Here is an 18,995-nt window from a genome sequence, read left to right on the forward strand (position 1 = left end):
GCTGAGTGTCACGCGTTGGCGACAGCCTGCTATCGTGGCACGATTGCCAGGTTAACGACCGAGAACAACCAGATCATGCCGCATACCATCGCGAAGAACCTGTCCCTGATCGCCGCCATCGACCTTGGCTCCAACAGTTTTCATATGGTCGTGGCCAAGGCCCACCATACCGAAATCCGTATCCTTGAGCGGCTCGGCGAGAAGGTTCAGCTAGCCGCCGGCATCGACGAAGAGCGCAAGCTCAGTGAAGAGTCTATGGAAAGAGGCCTGGATTGCCTCAAGCGCTTTTCTCAACTGATCAACGGCATGCCGGCAGGCTCCGTACGCATCGTCGGTACCAACGCCTTGCGCGAAGCGCGCAACCGCAACGAATTCATCCAGCGCGCCGAGGCCATCCTCGGCCACCCGGTCGAGGTCATCTCCGGCCGTGAAGAAGCGCGCCTGATCTACCTGGGCGTATCGCACACCCTGGCCGATACCCCCGGCAAGCGCCTGGTGGCAGACATCGGTGGCGGCAGTACCGAGTTCATCATCGGCCAGCGTTTCGAGCCGCTGCTGCGCGAAAGCCTGCAGATGGGTTGCGTAAGCTTTACCCAGCGCTACTTCCGCGATGGCAAGATCACTCCGGCCCGCTATGCCCAGGCGTACACCGCCGCGCGCCTGGAGCTGATGAGTATCGAAAATGCCCTGCACCGCCTGACCTGGGACGAGGCCATTGGCTCGTCCGGGACCATTCGCGCCATCGGCGCCGCCATCAAAGGCCGGCGGCCTGGGCAATGGCGAGGTCAACGCCGAAGGCCTGGCCTGGGTCAAGCGCAAGCTGTTCAAACTGGGCGAGGTCGACAAGATCGACTTCGACGGCGTCAAGCCGGACCGCCGGACCATCTTCCCCGCAGGCCTTGCGATTCTCGAAGCGATCTTCGATGCCCTGGAGCTGCAGCGCATGGACCACTGTGACGGTGCCCTGCGCGAAGGTGTGCTGTTCGACCTGCTCGGCCGTCACCACCACGAGGATGTGCGCGAACGCACCTTGAACTCGCTGATGGAGCGCTACCACGTGGACCAGGGCCAGGCTGCGCGTGTGGAACGCAAGGCATTGCACGCCTTCGACCAAGTGGCCGACGCCTGGGACCTTAAAGACGGAAATTGGCGCGATCTGCTTGGCTGGGCCGCGAAAATACACGAAATAGGGCTAGACATTGCCCACTATCACTACCACAAGCATGGCGCCTACCTGATCGAGCACTCCGACCTGTCGGGCTTTTCTCGCGAAGATCAGCAGATGATGGCCCTGCTGGTGCGCGGCCACCGTCGCAACATCCCCAAGGACCGTTACGCTGAGCTGGGTGATGAAGGGGTCAAGCTGCTGCGCCTGTGCGTGCTGCTGCGCTTTGCCATTCTGTTCCACCACATTCGCGGCACCCAGCAGATGCCAAAGGTAGAGCTCAAGGGCGGCGACAACAGCCTGGATGTAGCTTTCCCTGAAGGTTGGCTGGAGCAGAACCAGCTGACCCAGGCCGACTTCGCCAACGAGGCGGAGTGGCTGGCCCGGGTCGGCTTCGTCCTCAGCGTACGTTGAGGACCGGGTTGCTCAGGCGCTCCAGCAGGGTCGCCTGGGCACTGCGCGGGTTCTGGTTGCCGGTCGGGGTGCTACGCACGTAGCGCCCGTCTGGCTGCAACGTCCAGGCGTGGGTGTTGTCGGTCAGGTAGCCTTCCAGCTCCTTCTTCACCCGCAGCAACAACTTCTTGCCTTCCACCGGGAAGCAGGTCTCGACGCGCTTGTCGAGGTTGCGCTCCATCCAGTCGGCGCTGGACAGGTAGATCTGCTCTTCGCCGCCATTGAGGAAGTAGAACACCCGCGTGTGCTCGAGGAAGCGGCCGATGATCGAGCGCACCTGGATGTTGTGCGAAACCCCCGGAATACCTGGGCGCAAGCAGCACATGCCGCGCACCACCAGGTCGATTTTCACACCTGACTGGCTGGCCTTGTACAGCGCCTTGATGACCTTGGCGTCGGTCAGCGAGTTGAACTTGGCGATGATGTGCGCCGGCTTGCCTTCGAGGGCGAACTGGGTTTCCCGCGCGATCATGTCGAGCATGCCCTTTTTCAGGGTGAACGGCGCGTGCAGCAGCTTCTTCATGCGCAGGGTCTTGCCCATGCCGATCAGCTGGCTGAACAGCTTGCCAACGTCCTCGGTGAGGGCGTCGTCAGAGGTCAGCAGGCTGTAGTCGGTGTACAGGCGGGCGTTGCCGGCGTGGTAGTTGCCGGTACCCAGGTGCGCATAACGCACGATCTCGCCCTGTTCGCGGCGCAGGATCAGCATCATCTTGGCGTGGGTCTTGAACCCGACCACGCCGTAGATCACCACCGCACCGGCCGCTTGCAGGCGGCTGGCCATCTGCAGGTTGGACTCTTCGTCGAAGCGCGCACGCAACTCGATCACCGCAGTGACCTCCTTGCCGTTACGCGCCGCGTCCACCAGGGCGTCGACGATTTCCGAGTTGGCCCCGGAGCGGTACAGGGTCTGGCGCACGGCGAGCACATGCGGGTCCTTGGCGGCCTGGCGCAGCAGGTCGACCACCGGGGTGAAGGACTCGAACGGGTGCATCAGCAGGATGTCCTGCTTGCTGATCACGCTGAAAATGTTGTCGGCGTTCACCAGCAGCTTGGGGATTGCCGGGTGAACGGCGTGTACTGAAGCTCCGGGTGGCTGTCCAGGCCGGTAATGCTGAACAGGCGGGTGAGGTTGACCGGGCCATTGACCTGGTACAGCTCGCTTTCGCTGAGGCTGAACTGCTTGAGCAGGTAGTCCGACAGGTGTTTCGGGCAGGTGTCGGCCACTTCCAGGCGCACGGCATCGCCGTAACGGCGCGAGAACAGCTCACCACGCAGAGCACGGGCCAGGTCGTCGACTTCTTCGGAGTCCAGCGCCAGGTCGGCGTTACGGGTGAGGCGGAACTGGTAGCAGCCCTTCACCTTCATGCCCTGGAACAGGTCGTCGGCGTGCGCGTGGATCATCGACGACAGGAACACGTAGTCGGCACCGGGCCACCCACCTCTTCAGGCACGCGGATGACCCGTGGCAGCAGGCGTGGGGCAGGGATGATCGCCAAGCCCGAATCGCGACCGAAGGCGTCCACACCCTCAAGCTCGACGATGAAGTTGAGGCTCTTGTTCACCAGCAACGGGAACGGGTGGGTCGGGTCGAGGCCGATCGGGGTGATGATCGGGGCGATTTCGTCGCGGAAATAGCGGCGCACCCAGGTCTTGAGTTTGGGCGTCCAGTAACGACGGCGAATGAAGCGAATCTGATGCTTTTCCAGCTCCGGCAGCAGCACGTCATTGAGGATCGCGTACTGGCGCTCTACCTCGATGTGCACCAGTTCGCTGATACGCGCCAACGCCTGGTGCGGCTGCAAGCCATCGGCACCGGCCTGTTCACGGGCAAAATTGATCTGCTTCTTCAACCCGGCCACGCGGATCTCGAAGAACTCATCGAGGTTGCTGGAGAAGATCAGCAGGAACTTGAGCCGTTCAAGCAACGGGTAGTTCTCGTCCAGTGCCTGTTCCAGCACACGGATGTTGAACTGCAACTGCGAGAGTTCGCGATGAATGTACAGGCTGCTGTCGTCCAGGCCAGGGACAGTGATTGCCGGGGCCGGTGCGGGCACCGGGGCCACAGGCTCGGCCGCCTGCTCCGCTACGGGCTCGGGCGCCGGCGGCAGGTCAGGCGGGGTCTGCACCATCTCTTCTGGGAGCTCCTGGGCATCCTTGATCGCGACAGGGGTGAGCACTTCATTATTCATCTGGCGTTCCTGAGGACGTTAACGCCCTATCATCAATTGAGCGGCAAGATAAGCGCCCATTATGACGCCTGTGTTACACACCAGGGCAAGCCATGGCGCGTGGCCTCTGGCATTGTCTGTGTAGGAATTGTTCACGTCGAGACACATTTGGACACTTTCACGATTGCGCGCGAAGGGGTAGGCTTCGCGTTCATTTCGCCAGCACCTCAGAAAATGCTTCAACAATTCCTGCAGGATTTCGGCTACTTTGCCCTTTTTCTAGGCACCTTCTTCGAAGGCGAGACCATCCTGGTGCTTGCGGGTTTCCTTGCGTTCCGTGGTTACATGGACATCAAGCTGGTGTGCCTGGTGGCCTTCTTCGGCAGCTACGCGGGCGATCAGCTGTGGTACTTCATGGGCCGCCGCCACGGGCGCAGGATCCTGGCGCGCAAGCCGCGCTGGCAGGCAATGGGTGACCGGGCGCTGGACCACATCCGCCGCCATCCTGATATCTGGGTGCTGAGTTTTCGCTTCGTCTATGGCCTGCGCACGGTCATGCCGGTGGCCATTGGCCTGTCGGGCTATCCACCCCGCCGCTATCTGCTGCTGAACGGCATTGGCGCGGCTATCTGGGCAATCGCCCTGGGCGCGGCCGCGTACCACTTCGGCGCCATTCTCGAAGGCCTGCTGGGCAACGTGAAACGTTACGAGCTATGGGTGCTCGGCGGCCTGGTGGCGCTGGGCGGCCTGCTGTGGCTGCGTCGGCGCTTCCGCACCCTGCGCGCGGAGCGCAAGGCGGCGGGCCTGGCCCAGGCCCCAGAGGCTGAGCAAGCTGTAAGCCACGAGCAGGAACCAGGCCAGCGGCGCGACCACCGCTAAGCCCAAGGCGCCGGCCAGGTACAACGCCGGCGCATTCAGCAGCAGCCGCGCCAGCTCCAGGCGCGCAGCCCAGCGCCGGTTCTCCAGCAAAGCGCCCAGCACGAACAGACCAAACGCCATCAGCGACCAGCCGAGCACCAGCGCGGCGATCGGCACGCGGTCGGCCACATCCATCAGGTAGCTGCCCAAAGCCACATACACCACGAACTGCGCCGCCACGTAGGCTTGTTGCGCGCGGCCCAGGGCAATCTCGAACTTGCGAAACAGCGCCAGGTCCTGCTTGGCCTGCGGGTAGCGCGCAGCCACGTCGGCCGGGCGCCAACCGGTGGGCATGAACCAGATGCGCAGCTTGTCCCACAGGCTGGCGGTGTGCCGGGCGTCATGCCAGAGCTGGGCATAGAACTGCAGGTTGGCCCACAACGGGTTCCAGCTGGCCAACGGTGTCGTCACCCCGAACACCACCGGCTCGGCCGGGTCTTCCTCTTTGAAGGTGCCGAACAGACGGTCCCAGAGAATGAACACACCGCCGTAATTGCGATCCAAGTAAGCAGGGTTTTGCGCATGGTGGACGCGATGGTTGGATGGTGTGATAAACACCCACTCGAGCCAGCCAAGCTTGGGGATGTGTCGGGTATGCACCCAGAACTGATACAGCAGGTTGAGCGAGGCCACGGTGATGAACACCAGTGGCGGTACGCCCACCAGCGCCAGCGGCAGGTAGAACAGCCACGAGAAGATGAACCCGCTACTGGTCTGGCGCAGCGCCGTGGTGAGGTTGTACTCCTCGCTCTGGTGATGCACCGAGTGTGCGGCCCACAGCACGTTGCGCTCATGCCCCAGGCGATGCAGCCAGTAGTAACAGAAGTCGTACAGGACAAAGGCCAGCAGCCATACCCACCACGCCTCTGCCGGCAACCGCAAAACCGCCAGGTGTTCGAAGGCCAGCGCATAGGTGACCAGCCCTACCCCTTTGGTCAGCAGCCCGGTACTGGTCGACAGTGCGCCGGTGCTAAGGCTGTTGATCGAGTCGGCCAGGGTGAAATTGCGCTGGCCACGCACGCGGTCAGCTACCAGCTCGACGGCAATCAGCACAAAGAAGAACGGCACGGCCAGCAGTATCAGGTCCATGGGCACGACCTCAGGCGTTATCCACCAAGATTAGGCCGCACCCGCGGGAATCCCTATGGCGACATCTGCCAAACTAGAGGACATTTAGCGCCTCGACACTGGAGTAGTGAACATGACAAAAAAAGTAGCGGTGATTCTTTCCGGCTGTGGCGTGTACGACGGCGCCGAAATCCACGAAAGCGTGATCACCCTGCTGCGCCTCGACCAGCGCGGTGCGCAGGTGCAGTGCTTCGCGCCGAACATTGCACAGATGCACGTCATCAACCACCTGACCGGCGAGGAAATGCCCGAGTCGCGTAATGTGCTGGTGGAATCGGCGCGCATAGCCCGCGGCGAGGTCAAGGACATCCGCGAGGCCAAGGCCGAGGACTTCGATGCGTTGATCGTGCCAGGCGGTTTTGGGGCGGCAAAGAACCTCTCCAATTTTGCCGTGGAAGGTGCCAACTGCAGCATCAACCCGGACGTACTGACCCTGGCCGAAGCCTTTGCCGACGCCTGCAAGCCGGTTGGGCTGATCTGCATCTCGCCGGCACTGGCCGCGAAGATCTACGGGCCGGGCGTGGTCTGCACCATCGGCAGCGACGCCGGCACGGCGGCGGCGGTCGAGAAGATGGGCGGCACCCATGAGGAGTGCGATGTGCACGATATTGTCGAAGACTCCCAGCGCAAACTGGTGACTACGCCGGCTTACATGGAAGCCAAGTCGATCAGCGAAGCGGCGGGGGCATCTACAAGCTGGTGGACCGGGTGCTGGAACTGACACACGAGTAAGCACCGAAAGCGGCGCGGCCTTCTGTGCCTCGCGAAAGGGCCGCAACGCGCCCCTTTCGCGACACAAGGCCGTTCCCACAGAGAACCGCAAGCTCTTCAGGACTTGGACAGCCGGGCAATGATCCGGTCCAGCGCATTGGCAAATGCCTGCTTCTCCCGCTCGCCATAAGCGCCCTGCCCGCCCCCCACCTGGCCCTGCTCGCGCAGCTCGGTGAACAGGTTGCGCGCCGCCAGGCGGTCGCCCATGTTGCGTTCGTCGAACTCTCGCCCACGCGGGTCCAGTGCCGCCACGCCCTTTTTCACCAGGCGGTCGGCCAGCGGTACGTCACTGCAGATCACCAACTCGCCAGGCACGGCGTGCTCGACCAGGTAATCGTCGGCCGCGTCCATGCCGCTGGGTACCACAATCAGGCGCACGATCGCGAACGCCGGCTTGGCCACGGCCTGCCCCGCCACCATCACCACCTCGAACTTGCGCTTGAGGGCGAACTTGACGATCAGATCCCTGGCCGCTTTGGGGCAGGCATCGGCATCGATCCATACACGCATCGGAAATTCTCGACTTGGACTCAATGCGCCCATCATGCCTGAAGCTCAGCGAAAGCTGGAGCGCGAGAACGCTGGAAAAATGGCGCCAGAATTACAATTACTGCTTATCCGACCCCGCCACTCAGGCTAAACTCGCCACAGCTTCACTGGCCTGCCCGAGCGCGCAATGAACCACCCTCACGAAATCCGCCCTGACCTGGACGAAGGCATCGACCGCAAGGTCCTGGCGACATTGCGTGCGCGCTTCCTGCAGTTAAACCAAGGGCGGCTGCAGCGGGCAATGGAAGGCCTGTCGACACGTCAGCAACAGGTACTGACGCTGCTACCGCTGCTGTTTCACGTAAACCACCCGCTGTTGCCAGGCTACGTCTCGGGCAGTACGCCTGCCGGCGTATCGGGCTATGCGCCAGGTGTCGAGCTGGTGGCGGAGGCCCAGCGCCTGGCGCGCTCGTTCACCTACAAGGCCGCGCATGGCAACCCGCCACGCCCGATTCACGGCCTGTTCCTGATGGGCAGCCTGGGCTCGCTGGCCCAGGCCGAGCACAGCGACATGGACCTGTGGGTGTGCCACGCACCCGGCTTGCCCGAACACCAGTTGGATGAACTGCGCCGCAAGTGCCAGCAACTGGAGGCCTGGGCGGCAAGCCTGGGAGCCGAAGCACACTTTTTCCTGATCGACACGCAGGGCTTCGCCCATGGCGAGCGCGATGGCCAGCTCGGCTCCGACGACTGTGGCACCACCCAGCACTACTTGCTGCTGGACGAGTTCTACCGCACCACCCTGTGGCTGGCCGGGCGCACACCGCTATGGTGGCTGGTGCCGGTGTATCAGGAACACAACTACCACAGTTATACCCAGACCCTGCTGTCCAAGCGGTTCATCCGCAGCCATGACGCCCTCGACCTCGGCAACCTGGCGCACATTCCGCCCGGCGAGTTCGTCGGCGCCGGCCTGTGGCAGCTGTTCAAAGGTATCGACTCGCCCTACAAATCGCTGCTCAAACTGCTGCTGACCGAAGCCTACGCCAGCGAACACCCTGCCGTGCGCTGCCTGAGCCTGGACTACAAGCAGGCCGTGTTCGCCAACCAGCTAGACCTCGACGAGCTCGACCCCTACGTGATGGTTTACCGGCGCATCGAACGCTACCTGCTGCAACGTGGCGAACACGCGCGCCTGGAGCTGGTACGCCGCAGCCTGTACCTCAAGGTGAACAAGAAGCTCAGCGACCAGGGTCGCAGCATGGGCTGGCAACGCCGGCTGCTGCAGCGCCTGACCGACGAGTGGGGCTGGAGCCAGCAACAGCTGGCCTTGCTGGACAGCCGCCGTCAATGGAAAGTGCAACAGGTTGCTGTCGAGCGCCGCGAACTGGTGGCCGAGCTGAACCACAGTTACCGCTTCCTCAGCCAGTTCGCGCTCACCCAGAACGCCAGCAGCCGCGCCGACCAGCGCGACCTCAATGTACTGGGCCGGCGCCTGTATGCGGCGTTCGAGCGCCGCGCCGGCAAGGTCGAAGTGATCAACCCCGGTATCGCCCCAGACCTCGCCGAAGGCACCTTGACCTTGGTCCAGGCACCCAACCGCAAGGAGCCGGGCAACCACCACTGGGAGCTTTACAGCGGCAACTTGAGCACCCACGAGGTGGAGCACTTCAGCCCGATCAAGCGCTGCCGCGAGCTGCTCGAGCTGCTCGCCTGGGCCCATCGCAACGGCGTGATCGACAGCAGCACCCGCCTGGCGCTGCACCCAGGCAGTAGCGACCTTGGCGAGTACGAGCTGTTCAACCTGCTGGGCTGCCTGCAGCAGAGCATTCCCCTGCCCTTGCCGACCGTCAGTGAAGTGCGCCTGCTGCAGCCCAGCGTTGCCGACGAGGTGCTGTTGCTGGTCAATGTCGCCATCGACCCGCTGCGCCATCACCGCGACCTGAACATTCTGATGACCACCGAGCGCACCGACTCGCTGAGCTACGCCGGCGTGCGCGAAAACCTGGTGCTGACCCTGGACCAGGTCACCATCAACAGCTGGAACGAGGTGCTGGTCCAGCGCTATGACGGCGAGCACGCACTGGTGCGCTGCCTGCGCGATTTCCTCAACAGCCCGGTACTGCACGGCCACCGGCCGCGGGTGCGGGTGCGCTGCTTCTGCCAGAGCCGCGCCCAGGCCATCGGCCAGCGTGTAGAGGAGATTTTCGACACCGTGCAACTGCTGCTGGACCAGGGGCTGCACCATCGCTACCTGCTGCAGGTAGCCCAGCACACCCATGTACTGGAGCTGCTACCCCAGCATGTCAGCCTGACCACCCTGGACGAGCATGAGGCGCTGCTAGCCTACCTGGGCGAAGAGCGCGGCGCCTACAGCCCGCTGTACCTGGACGCCAACGCCCTGCAAGACCACGACCTGCGCCTGGTACTGGAGCACGGCAGGCCGGCCTGTATCCAGGTGTTCTATCGCCTGCAGGACGGCTGGGCCGAGCTGTATGTGTTGGATGAGTACAACGCGCTGTGGCAACAACGCCTGCCATTGCATGACGAAACGCACTTGCTGCTGCCGCTGCAACGCTTTCTGCGCTCGGTGGTGATGCGTCGCGATGCCCGCCTGCCGCTCGACGGCCTGCGGCCGGCCTCGCTGGATATCCACTATGCGCAGCTTCTGCCCTCTGGCGCAGGCAAGGCACGCAGCATCGAGCCGCGCCTGGCCCCGATCGAGGGCAGCGACCAGCCTTACTATGAGGTGCAGGCGATCATCCAGGCCGGGGTCGCGGGCGCGGCGCATGTAACGCTGTATTGCGACCAACAGGAGTTTTCCGAGCTGGAGCATGGCGAGCAGCTGTATGCGGTGGTGGCCCGGCAGATCATTGGCCAGCGCCACGGCGCAGGGCAGTACCAGTGCTATATCACCGACCTGGATTTATCCGAGTTGCTGGATGACCGGCTGGGGGCGACGCAGGTGTACCTGAGCTACAAGCGGGTGCTGGAGCAGGCTTTGAATGAGGGGCTGGAGCAGGTTTTGGCGGAAGGCGCCTGAATTGCCGGGGGTGCTTTGCACCCCATCGCGACACAAGGCCGCTCCTACAGGGGAATGCGATTCCTTGTAGAAGCGGCCTTGTGTCGCGATGGGCCGCAAAGCGGCCCCCTTGGCCCTTACAGGTCGAAATCGCCCGCCGCTTCCGGTTGGTATTCCACTTCCAGCAGCTTCAGCTTGAGGGTCTTGCCACCCGGTGCCGGCCAGTCGATCTGCTCGCCCACCGACAACCCCAGCAAGGCGCAGCCAATGGGCGCCAGGATCGAAACCTTGCCCTCCGGCCCGGCATCCTTCGGGTAAACCAACGTCAGGTGGTAATCCTTGCCGCTGGCTTCCTCACGGCAGTGCACGCGCGAGTTCATGGTCACCACGCCCGCTGGCACTTCCTCGTGACCGACCACCTGCCCGGCGCGGTCCAGCTCGTCCTGCAAGGCGAGCACACCCGGCGTACTCTCGTCGAGGCTGTCGATCAGACGCTCCAGACGTTGTACGTCCAATCGGGTGAGGATGAGGGAAGGCTTGGTGCTCATGATCCAGTCAGACTCCTTTGAACAGGCAGTTTTCAATGTGCAAATAAAGCAAAACCCCGCCCAAGGGCGGGGTTTGAGAAGGCTTTGGCGTCACCGACGCAGAACCCGACACTACCACAGCCGGGTAAATACTCAAGCCCCTGCGCTCAGTGTGCCTTAGCCTGATCGCGCAAGGCCTGGGCCTCGCGGCAGATCTGCCGACGCCGTTCGTCGTCAGCCGAGCGCCATTCGCGGATGTGCTCGACATGCCGGTGGCAACCTGTGCACACCCGCTGTTCGTCCAACCGGCATACGCTAATGCACGGCGATGGCACGGCGGGGCTGACGTTGCTGTAAAGCGGCTTGGGCGGCCGAGCCTGGGCGCTGCTCATGTCAGATCTCGTCGAAGTCCAGCTTCTCGCCGGCCCGCTCCCAGACGATGCGCTCGAGCATTTCGCCCAGCAGTTCTTCGCTCTTTTCGCACACCCACTTCTTGCTCTCTTCGTCGTAGTCGAAGTGGAAACCACCGGAACGGTCGGCCAGCCACAGCTGGCGCAGCGGCTCCTGGCGGCTGAAGATCAGTTGGGCGCCGCCCTCGAACTTGACGGTAAGGACGCCGGCGGAGTTCTCCATGTCCAGGTCCATGCCGCTCTCGTCGAACAGGTCTTCCAGGGCCTGTTGGGTCGCGTCGACCAGATCATGGAAACGCGCTTCACTCAAACTCATTGCAGGAACCTCGAAATTGGCTGCGTTACAGGCAAGCCGGGCAAGATACGGGCGCTTGCCGCCGAATGCAAAGATTAGCCACTGAAGGGGGTAAGAATAGCCCGCCCGGCGGACCGGTCCTTGCATAGGCAAGCCGCCGGTCGCTCGGTATACTCGGGCGCAATACTGCATTTTTCTAAGGATTTCACCCATGAAGCGCCTGATTTCCTCCTTCGCGGCGCTGGTCGCTGTTGCCTGCCTCGTTTCTGCCTGCGGCCAGAAAGGCCCGTTGTATCTGCCTGAAGACGGCGATAACGGCAAAGCGCACAAGGCGCACCAGCACCAGCCCAAAGCCAAGCCGGCCCCGGTACAAGAGCAGCAGCCCGAACTGCAGCCCGAGCCCGAGCAGTCGCCAGCGCAGTAAGGAAACCAGATGAACGCTTTCAACTACCGCGACGGTGAGCTGTTCGCGGAAGGCGTGGCCCTGTCGGCCATCGCCGAGCGCTACGGCACCCCCACCTACGTGTATTCGCGCGCCCACATCGAGGCCCAGTACCGTAGCTACGCCGATGCCCTGCAAGGCACTGAACACTTGGTGTGCTTCGCGGTAAAGGCCAACTCCAACCTGGGCGTACTGAATGTACTGGCGCGCCTGGGCGCAGGTTTCGACATTGTCTCCGGCGGTGAGCTGGAGCGCGTGCTGGCCGCTGGCGGGCGCGCAGACCGCGTGGTCTTCTCCGGCGTCGGTAAAACCCGTGAAGACATGCGCCGCGCCCTGGAAGTTGGCGTGCACTGCTTCAACGTCGAATCCACCGACGAACTGGAGCGCCTGCAAGTAGTGGCCGCTGAAATGGGCAAGGTTGCCCCGGTGTCGCTGCGCGTCAACCCGGACGTCGATGCCGGTACCCACCCCTACATCTCCACAGGCCTCAAAGAAAACAAGTTCGGCATCGCCATCGCCGACGCCGAGGCCATCTACGTGCGTGCCGCACAGCTGCCGAACCTGGAAGTGGTCGGTGTCGACTGCCACATTGGCTCGCAGCTGACCACCGTGGAGCCGTTCCTCGACGCACTCGACCGCCTGCTGGTACTGGTCGACCGCCTGGCCGAATGCGGTATCCACCTGCGCCACCTGGACTTGGGCGGCGGTGTTGGCGTTCGCTACCGCGACGAACAGCCGCCGCTGGTGGCCGACTACATCAAAGCCATCCGCGAGCGCGTGGGCGAGCGCGACCTGGCCCTGGTGTTCGAGCCGGGCCGCTACATCGTGGCCAACGCTGGCGTGCTGCTGACCCGTGTGGAATACCTCAAGCACACCGAACACAAGGACTTCGCCATCATCGATGCGGCGATGAACGACCTGATTCGGCCGGCCCTGTATCAAGCCTGGATGGGTGTCAGCGCGGTCAAGCCTCGTGCGGGCGAAGGCCGTGCCTACGATCTGGTCGGCCCTATCTGCGAGACCGGCGACTTCCTTGGCAAGGACCGCGTGCTGAACCTGGCCGAAGGTGACTTGCTGGCCGTAGCGTCTGCGGGCGCCTATGGTTTTGTCATGAGTTCCAACTACAACACCCGTGGCCGTTGCGCTGAAATCCTGGTCGACGGCGACCAGGCGTTCGAAGTACGCCGCCGCGAGACCATCGCCGAACTGTACGCTGGCGAAAGCCTGCTGCCGGAGTAAGCCCATGCTGCTGCGTTTTACCAAGATGCATGGGCTGGGCAACGACTTCATGGTCCTCGACCTGGTCAGCCAGCACGCGCACATCCAGCCCAAGCACGCCAAGCAATGGGGTGATCGCCATACCGGCATCGGCTTCGACCAATTGCTGATCGTCGAGGCGCCGAACAACCCGGAAGTGGACTTCCGCTACCGCATCTTCAATGCCGACGGCTCCGAGGTCGAGCAATGTGGCAACGGTGCTCGTTGTTTCGCCCGCTTCGTGCTGGACAAGCGCCTGACTGCGAAAAAGCGCATTCGTGTGGAAACCAAGAGCGGCATCATCGTGCTGGACGTGCAGAACGACGGCCAGGTGAGTGTCGACATGGGCCCGCCGCGCTTCATCCCTGCCGAAATCCCCTTCGTCGCCGACGCACAGGCGCTGAGCTACCCACTGGAAGTTGACGGCCAGCTGCATTCGATTGCCGCCGTGTCCATGGGTAACCCGCACGCCGTGCTGCGTGTCGACGACGTGCGTACTGCCCCCGTGCATGAGCTGGGCCCGAAGATCGAAAACCACCCACGCTTCCCGCAGCGGGTGAATGCCGGCTTCATCCAGGTCATCGACCGCCACCGCGCCAACCTGCGCGTGTGGGAACGCGGCGCGGGCGAAACCCAGGCCTGCGGCACCGGCGCCTGCGCCGCAGCCGTGGCAGCCATCAGTCAGGGCTGGATGGACTCTCCGGTGTCCCTCGACCTGCCCGGCGGGCGCCTGCACATCGAATGGGCCGGCCCCGGCAAGCCCGTACTGATGACCGGCCCGGCCGTACGCGTCTACGAAGGACAGGTTCGTCTCTAAGCGAGTAACCGCCATGACCGATCAGCCCAAGGTTGTACCCAAGCAGTCCACCGAACTCGATGCCGAAGCGGTGGTCGCCTACCTGCGCGCCCACCCCACCTTCTTCGCCGAGCACGACGAGCTGCTGATCGAACAGCACATCCCGCACCAGCGTGGTGACAGCGTGTCGCTGGTGGAGCGCCAGCTCAAGCTGCTGCGTGACCGCAACATCGAAATGCGCCATCGTCTGTCGCAACTGATGGACGTGGCCCGCGACAACGACCGGCTGTTCGACAAGACCCGCCGGCTGATCCTTGACCTGCTGGATGCCGGCAGCCTGGAAGACGTGGTCATGGCGGTCGAAGACAGCCTGCGCCAGGAGTTCCAGGTGCCCTTCGTCAGCTTGATCCTGTTCGGCGACAACGTCGCGCCGGTCGGGCGCTGGGTCAGCAACGCCGAGGCCCAGCAGGCCATCGGCGCCCTGCTGGGCGGCGGCAAGACGGTCAGCGGCAACCTGCGCGAGCACGAGCTGGCCTTCCTGTTCGGCGAGGAACAGCGCCGGGAAGTAGGCTCCAGTGCCGTGGCCACCCTTGAGTACCAGGGGCTGCATGGGGTGCTGGCCATCGGCAGCCGCGACCCGCAACACTACAAGAGCAGCGTCGGCACCCTGTTCCTCGGCTACATCGCCGAAGTACTCGGCCGCGTTGTGCCACGCGTTACCCAGACCCTGCGCTCGGTACGCTGATGGAACGCCAGCTGGAGGCTTATTGCGCACACCTGCGCAACGAGCGCCAGGTATCGGAGCACACCTTGCTGGGCTACCGCCGTGACCTGGACAAGGTCATCGCCTACTGCAAGGAACACGGGATTGCCGACTGGCAGGCGCTGCAGATCCAGCAACTGCGCCAGCTGATCGCCCGCCTGCACCACCATGGCCAGTCTTCGCGCAGCCTGGCGCGGCTACTGTCGGCCGTGCGCGGCCTGTACCGCTACCTCAACCGCGAAGGCCTGTGCCAGCACGACCCAGCCACCGGCCTGAGCGCGCCCAAGGGTGAGCGCCGCTTGCCCAAGGTGCTGGACACCGACCGCGCTCTGCAATTGCTCGATGGCGGCGTCGACGACGACTTCATCGCCCGACGTGACCAGGCGATCCTTGAGCTGTTCTATTCGTCGGGCCTGCGCCTGTCCGAGCTGACCAACCTCGACCTCGATCACCTCGACCTCGCCGCCGGCCTGGTACAGGTACTGGGCAAGGGCGGCAAGGCCCGCGTACTGCCTGTTGGCCGCAAGGCGCGCGAGGCGCTGCAGGCGTGGTACCGCCTGCGCGGCATTGGCAACCCGCGCGACCGCGCGGTGTTCATTACCCGCCAGGGCAACCGCATCAGCCCCCAGGCCGTCCGGCTGCGGGTAAAGGCCGCCGGTGAGCGCGAGCTGGGCCAGCACCTGCACCCGCACATGCTTCGCCATTCCTTCGCCAGCCATGTGCTGGAATCGTCCCAGGACCTGCGTGCGGTGCAAGAGCTGCTCGGCCATGCCGACATCAGCACCACGCAGATCTACACCCACCTGGACTTCCAGCACCTGGCCGCGGTGTATGACAGCGCCCACCCTCGGGCCAAACGCAGCAAGGGCAATGACTCATGAGCATCAAGCTGATCACCTTCGACCTGGACGATACCCTGTGGGACACCGCGCCAGTGATTGCCACTGCCGAAGTCGTGCTGCGCGACTGGCTCGAAGCCAACGCCCCGATCCTTGGCGGCGTGCCGGTGGAGCACCTGTTCGCCATCCGCGAGCGCCTGGTACAAGCCGAGCCCGGCCTCAAGCACCGCATCAGCGCCCTGCGCCGGCGCGTGCTGTTCCATGCCTTGGAAGAGGTCGGCTACAGCGAGAAACATGCGCAGGAACTGGCCAACGACAGGTTTCGAAGTATTCCTGCATGCCCGCCATCAGGTGGAGATCTTCCCCGAAGTGCAACCGGTGCTGGAGATTCTGCGCCACCACTACACCCTGGGCGTGGTCACCAACGGCAACGCCGATGTGAGCCGGCTGGGGCTGGCGGACTACTTCCGCTTTGCCCTGTGCGCTGAGGACCTCGGTATCGGCAAGCCGGACCCGGCGCCGTTTCTGGAAGCCCTACGCCGTGGAGAATCGGAAGCCAGCGCGGCGGTGCACATTGGCGATCACCCCGGTGATGACATCGCTGGCGCCCAGCGCGCCGGTCTGCGTGCGGTATGGTTCAACCCACAGGGTAAGGCATGGGCGGGCGAACAGGCACCGGATGCCGAGATCCAGCGCCTGTCGCAGCTACCCGACATCCTTTCGCGCTGGCGTTGAAGGCCCGGCCTGCACAGCAACCTGTTCTGAACAACAGGCACAAAAAAGCCCGCAGCGACGGCGGGCTTTTTTGCGATCAGCCACTCAGATAGGGCGGCTGCCGTACTTGTTGTCCGGCTTCTTGGGCGGGTCGGCGACCACGTTGGCCTCGACTTCCTGCACCTTGCCACCGCGCGAAAGGAACTCTTCCATCGCCTTGGCCAGGGCATCACGCTCTTTCTGCTTGGCTTCCATGCTCGGCATCTCGTCTACCGAGACCGCCGCCTTGGATTTGCCCTTGGCAGCGGGTGCCGGGCTGCTGTCGTCATCGCCAGCATCTTCGGCGCCGTCGTCAGCCGCCGCTTCGAGGCCTTCATCAGCCTCGTCTTCGTCGCCTACTTCGAGGTCATCATTTTCCAGATCGTCGTCGCTCATGTTCTACCTCATGACTTGCGAAAAGCAGGTTAGTTATAGACCAGTGCAGCCGTAGACCGGCAGCCACCAGTGAAAATTCAACTGGCCGTGGGTTAGGCCACTGCCCTTGGGTCGGCACTCCTGATGGGAGGCGGCACCCAGCAGGCCCTGCTCCTGGCAGGACCTGACAAATCCATTAACCCCTGCTGGCCACACGCTATTGGCAAGCCTAGCAAAGGCTGGCGAAGTGTGTGGACTACACGTCAAACACCCTTCGGCGCGCATTCTAGCGCGCCCGTGGAAAAAGCAAAGCTCCATAAACGCCCTACGACTTGTAAGTTTTTTACCTACGTCGCGAACGTGTCGAATAAACCGTTTGCCGAGCGCGAAATGCTGAAAATCTGACAAAAAAATGCCCGGCAAGCCGGGCAAATTTTTACCGCGTCGCAGTTACAGGTTGTAGCCGCGTTCGTTGTGCTGAGCCAGGTCGAGGCCGACCGACTCTTCTTCTTCGTTGACCCGCAGGCCCATCACCACATCCAGCACCTTGAGGATCACGTAGGTGACGATGGCGGTGTACACCACGGTGAAGATCACGCCCTTGGCCTGGATCCAGACCTGCATGCCGATGTCGGTGACGGTACCGAAGCCGCCCAGTGCAGGGGCTGCGAACACGCCGGTGAGGATGGCACCGATGATGCCGCCGATTCCGTGCACGCCGAAAGCGTCCAGCGAGTCGTCATAGCCCAGCTTGCGCTTGAGGGTGGTGGCGCAGAAGTAGCAGATCACACCCGACGCCAGGCCAATCACCAGAGCGCCCATCGGGCCCACGGTGCCTGCAGCCGGGGTAATGGCGACCAGGCCGGCAACCACACCCGAGGCGATGCCCAGGGCACTGGGTTTACCGTGGCCGATCCACTCGGCGAACATCCAGCCCAGTGCCGCAGCGGCAGTGGCGATCTGGGTGACCAGCATGGCCATGCCGGCGGTGCCGTTGGCCGCAGCGGCGGAGCCTGCGTTGAAGCCGAACCAGCCGATCCACAGCATGGCCGCGCCCATCAGGGTATAGCCCAGGTTGTGCGGGGCCATCGGCGTGGTCGGGTAGCCTTTGCGCTTGCCCAGCACCAGGCAGCAGACCAGGCCTGCGATACCGGCGTTGATGTGCACCACGGTGCCGCCAGCGAAGTCCAGCACGCCCCAGTCCCACATCAGTGCGCCGTCACCACTCCACACCATGTGCGCGATAGGCGCATACACCAGGGTGAACCAGATACCCATGAACACCAGCATCGCGGAGAACTTCATGCGCTCGGCGAAGGCACCGACGATCAGCGCCGGGGTGATGATGGCAAATGTCATCTGGAAGGTGATGAATACCGCTTCAGGGAACAGCGCGGTGGCCGAGGTCAAGTTCTCGGGCGTCACGCCGCTGAGAAAGGCTTTGGAGAAACCGCCAACGAAGGAGTTGAAGTTGAGCACGCCCTTTTCCATACCGGTGGTATCGAAGGCCATGCTGTAGCCGTAAACGACCCAGAGAATGCTCATCAGGCCGGTGATTGCAAAGCACTGCATCATCACCGACAGCACGTTCTTGGAACGCACCATGCCGCCATAGAACAGGGCCAGGCCCGGAATGGTCATGAACAGCACCAGCGCCGTTGCGGTCAGCATCCAGGCGGTATCGCCGGAGTTCAGCGCTGGGGCAGCTTCCTCTGCCAGGGCAAGCCCGGGCATTACGAGGGACAATAGGGCTCCTAGCCCTGCGATCTTACGCAGAGTCATGTTGTTTTCTCCTGGGGCGTTGGGTTTGGTGAGGCTTTTTTGCTGCTTAGATCGCGTCGGTATCGGTTTCGCCGGTACGGATACGGATTGCCTGCTCCAGATTCACCACGAAAATCTTGCCGTCACCGATCTTGCCGGTGTTGGCTGCCTTGGTGATGGCTTCGATTACCCGATCAAGGTCCTTGTCATCGATGGCGACATCGATCTTCACCTTGGGCAGGAAATCGACCACATATTCAGCACCGCGATACAGCTCGGTGTGGCCCTTCTGCCGACCGAAGCCTTTGACTTCGGTGACGGTGATGCCCTGCACGCCGATTTCCGACAGCGACTCGCGCACGTCGTCCAGCTTGAACGGCTTGATGATGGCTGTGACTAGCTTCATGAAACTCTCTCCCGATTTGGTGGACTTGCCCCAGGAAAACAAACCCGTCTCAAGTCTAAGCGCAGCGCTTGGCTTTGTAACGCGTCGTCGGTATCCGGCTCCGCGTGCGCACTGCCCGGTCACAAGGAACTGCATCAGTGCATGGCTCGTTCAGGTCTTTGCAGAAACCTTGCCAGTTCCGGCAAAGCACCGGAAAACAGTGGGTTATGTGAAACAGTCGGGATTGGCCAGTCGCCAGTATGGAAAACATGCACAAT

General features: G+C 63.1%; 14 protein-coding genes and 5 pseudogenes. 10 read left to right on the forward strand and 9 right to left on the reverse strand.

Annotated elements, in window-relative coordinates:
- Window positions 1-75 precede the first annotated feature (75 nt).
- Window positions 76-1,579 (forward strand): annotated as a pseudogene (gene ppx, locus AB5975_09095) (exopolyphosphatase).
- Here ppx and ppk1 read toward each other — a convergent pair.
- A pseudogene (gene ppk1 / locus AB5975_09100) lies at window positions 1,566-3,807 on the reverse strand (polyphosphate kinase 1). The pseudogenes ppx and ppk1 sit on opposite strands and share 14 nt — an antisense overlap.
- A 213-nt stretch (window positions 3,808-4,020) precedes the next feature.
- Between ppk1 and AB5975_09105 the strand changes: the two are divergent.
- Window positions 4,021-4,665 carry a DedA family protein gene (locus AB5975_09105; protein XDR21956.1) on the forward strand — a complete coding sequence of 215 codons (645 nt, stop codon included), beginning with the start codon at window positions 4,021-4,023 and terminating at the stop codon, window positions 4,663-4,665.
- A 501-nt stretch (window positions 4,666-5,166) separates the two neighbouring features.
- On the opposite strand, the pseudogene AB5975_09110 reads toward AB5975_09105, so the two are convergent.
- Window positions 5,167-5,793, reverse strand: a pseudogene (locus AB5975_09110) (sterol desaturase family protein).
- Between the two features lie 112 nt (window positions 5,794-5,905).
- Here AB5975_09110 and elbB point away from each other — a divergent pair.
- Window positions 5,906-6,564, forward strand: a pseudogene (gene elbB / locus AB5975_09115) (isoprenoid biosynthesis glyoxalase ElbB).
- Between the two features lie 96 nt (window positions 6,565-6,660).
- Here elbB and AB5975_09120 read toward each other — a convergent pair.
- Window positions 6,661-7,113, reverse strand: a complete 453-nt coding sequence (locus tag AB5975_09120) for a YaiI/YqxD family protein (GenBank protein ID XDR21957.1) — start codon at window positions 7,111-7,113, stop codon at window positions 6,661-6,663.
- 166 nt (window positions 7,114-7,279) lie between these two features.
- Here AB5975_09120 and AB5975_09125 point away from each other — a divergent pair, with 166 nt between their 5' ends.
- Entirely contained in the window at window positions 7,280-10,135 is a 2,856-nt protein-coding gene (locus tag AB5975_09125; protein ID XDR21958.1) for a class I adenylate cyclase, read from the forward strand.
- A 116-nt stretch (window positions 10,136-10,251) separates the two neighbouring features.
- Here AB5975_09125 and rnk read toward each other — a convergent pair whose 3' ends face one another.
- From rnk to cyaY, 3 genes are all read right to left on the reverse strand, one after another.
- Window positions 10,252-10,662: a nucleoside diphosphate kinase regulator gene (gene rnk / locus AB5975_09130; protein ID XDR21959.1), complete on the reverse strand. Its 411-nt coding sequence runs from the start codon at window positions 10,660-10,662 to the stop codon at window positions 10,252-10,254.
- Between the two features lie 146 nt (window positions 10,663-10,808).
- Window positions 10,809-11,033 (reverse strand): DUF1289 domain-containing protein, encoded by a 225-nt coding sequence (locus AB5975_09135; protein ID XDR21960.1) that lies wholly within the window; start codon window positions 11,031-11,033, stop codon window positions 10,809-10,811.
- A gap of 1 nt (window position 11,034) precedes the next feature.
- On the reverse strand, window positions 11,035-11,367 hold the full coding sequence (cyaY, locus tag AB5975_09140) for an iron donor protein CyaY (protein ID XDR21961.1): 333 nt from the start codon (window positions 11,365-11,367) through the stop codon (window positions 11,035-11,037).
- A gap of 190 nt (window positions 11,368-11,557) precedes the next feature.
- On the opposite strand from cyaY, the gene AB5975_09145 reads away from it, so the two are divergent.
- The 6 genes and pseudogenes from AB5975_09145 (at window position 11,558) to AB5975_09170 (ending at window position 16,178) form a co-directional block, all read left to right on the forward strand.
- On the forward strand, window positions 11,558-11,770 hold the full coding sequence (locus AB5975_09145; GenBank protein XDR21962.1) for a lipoprotein: 213 nt from the start codon (window positions 11,558-11,560) through the stop codon (window positions 11,768-11,770).
- 9 nt (window positions 11,771-11,779) lie between these two features.
- Window positions 11,780-13,027 carry a diaminopimelate decarboxylase gene (gene lysA, locus AB5975_09150; GenBank protein ID XDR21963.1) on the forward strand — a complete coding sequence of 416 codons (1,248 nt, stop codon included), beginning with the start codon at window positions 11,780-11,782 and terminating at the stop codon, window positions 13,025-13,027.
- Between the two features lie 4 nt (window positions 13,028-13,031).
- Window positions 13,032-13,862, forward strand: coding sequence for a diaminopimelate epimerase (gene dapF / locus AB5975_09155; protein ID XDR21964.1), 831 nt, complete (start codon window positions 13,032-13,034; stop codon window positions 13,860-13,862).
- Window positions 13,863-13,875: 13 nt separating this feature from the next.
- Window positions 13,876-14,586: a DUF484 family protein gene (locus AB5975_09160; GenBank protein ID XDR21965.1), complete on the forward strand. Its 711-nt coding sequence runs from the start codon at window positions 13,876-13,878 to the stop codon at window positions 14,584-14,586.
- Complete coding sequence (gene xerC, locus AB5975_09165; protein ID XDR21966.1) at window positions 14,586-15,485, forward strand: tyrosine recombinase XerC; 900 nt, start codon at window positions 14,586-14,588, stop codon at window positions 15,483-15,485. The genes AB5975_09160 and xerC overlap by 1 nt, the downstream gene beginning before the upstream one ends.
- Window positions 15,482-16,178: pseudogene (locus AB5975_09170) on the forward strand (HAD family hydrolase). Before xerC ends, AB5975_09170 begins: the two are co-directional and overlap by 4 nt.
- A gap of 84 nt (window positions 16,179-16,262) precedes the next feature.
- Here AB5975_09170 and sutA read toward each other — a convergent pair.
- The 3 genes from sutA to glnK form a co-directional block, all read right to left on the reverse strand.
- Window positions 16,263-16,592: a transcriptional regulator SutA gene (gene sutA, locus AB5975_09175; GenBank protein XDR21967.1), complete on the reverse strand. Its 330-nt coding sequence runs from the start codon at window positions 16,590-16,592 to the stop codon at window positions 16,263-16,265.
- Between the two features lie 429 nt (window positions 16,593-17,021).
- On the reverse strand, window positions 17,022-18,353 hold the full coding sequence (locus AB5975_09180) for an ammonium transporter (GenBank protein XDR21968.1): 1,332 nt from the start codon (window positions 18,351-18,353) through the stop codon (window positions 17,022-17,024).
- A 46-nt stretch (window positions 18,354-18,399) separates the two neighbouring features.
- Entirely contained in the window at window positions 18,400-18,738 is a 339-nt protein-coding gene (gene glnK / locus AB5975_09185; protein ID XDR21969.1) for a P-II family nitrogen regulator, read from the reverse strand.
- Between the last annotated feature and the right edge of the window lie 257 nt (window positions 18,739-18,995).

The organism is Pseudomonas putida, assembly GCA_041071465.1.
GTDB lineage: Bacteria > Pseudomonadota > Gammaproteobacteria > Pseudomonadales > Pseudomonadaceae > Aquipseudomonas > Aquipseudomonas putida_P.

Coding starts and splice junctions, on each gene's coding strand:
- sutA (XDR21967.1), bottom strand. CDS start 16,592: ATGAGCGACGACGATCTGGAAAATGATGACCTCGAAGTAGGCGACGAA.
- cyaY (XDR21961.1), bottom strand. CDS start 11,367: ATGAGTTTGAGTGAAGCGCGTTTCCATGATCTGGTCGACGCGACCCAA.
- lysA (XDR21963.1), top strand. CDS start 11,780: ATGAACGCTTTCAACTACCGCGACGGTGAGCTGTTCGCGGAAGGCGTG.
- xerC (XDR21966.1), top strand. CDS start 14,586: ATGGAACGCCAGCTGGAGGCTTATTGCGCACACCTGCGCAACGAGCGC.
- AB5975_09135 (XDR21960.1), bottom strand. CDS start 11,033: ATGAGCAGCGCCCAGGCTCGGCCGCCCAAGCCGCTTTACAGCAACGTC.
- AB5975_09145 (XDR21962.1), top strand. CDS start 11,558: ATGAAGCGCCTGATTTCCTCCTTCGCGGCGCTGGTCGCTGTTGCCTGC.
- AB5975_09125 (XDR21958.1), top strand. CDS start 7,280: ATGAACCACCCTCACGAAATCCGCCCTGACCTGGACGAAGGCATCGAC.
- AB5975_09120 (XDR21957.1), bottom strand. CDS start 7,113: ATGCGTGTATGGATCGATGCCGATGCCTGCCCCAAAGCGGCCAGGGAT.
- AB5975_09180 (XDR21968.1), bottom strand. CDS start 18,353: ATGACTCTGCGTAAGATCGCAGGGCTAGGAGCCCTATTGTCCCTCGTA.
- dapF (XDR21964.1), top strand. CDS start 13,032: ATGCTGCTGCGTTTTACCAAGATGCATGGGCTGGGCAACGACTTCATG.
- rnk (XDR21959.1), bottom strand. CDS start 10,662: ATGAGCACCAAGCCTTCCCTCATCCTCACCCGATTGGACGTACAACGT.
- AB5975_09105 (XDR21956.1), top strand. CDS start 4,021: ATGCTTCAACAATTCCTGCAGGATTTCGGCTACTTTGCCCTTTTTCTA.
- glnK (XDR21969.1), bottom strand. CDS start 18,738: ATGAAGCTAGTCACAGCCATCATCAAGCCGTTCAAGCTGGACGACGTG.
- AB5975_09160 (XDR21965.1), top strand. CDS start 13,876: ATGACCGATCAGCCCAAGGTTGTACCCAAGCAGTCCACCGAACTCGAT.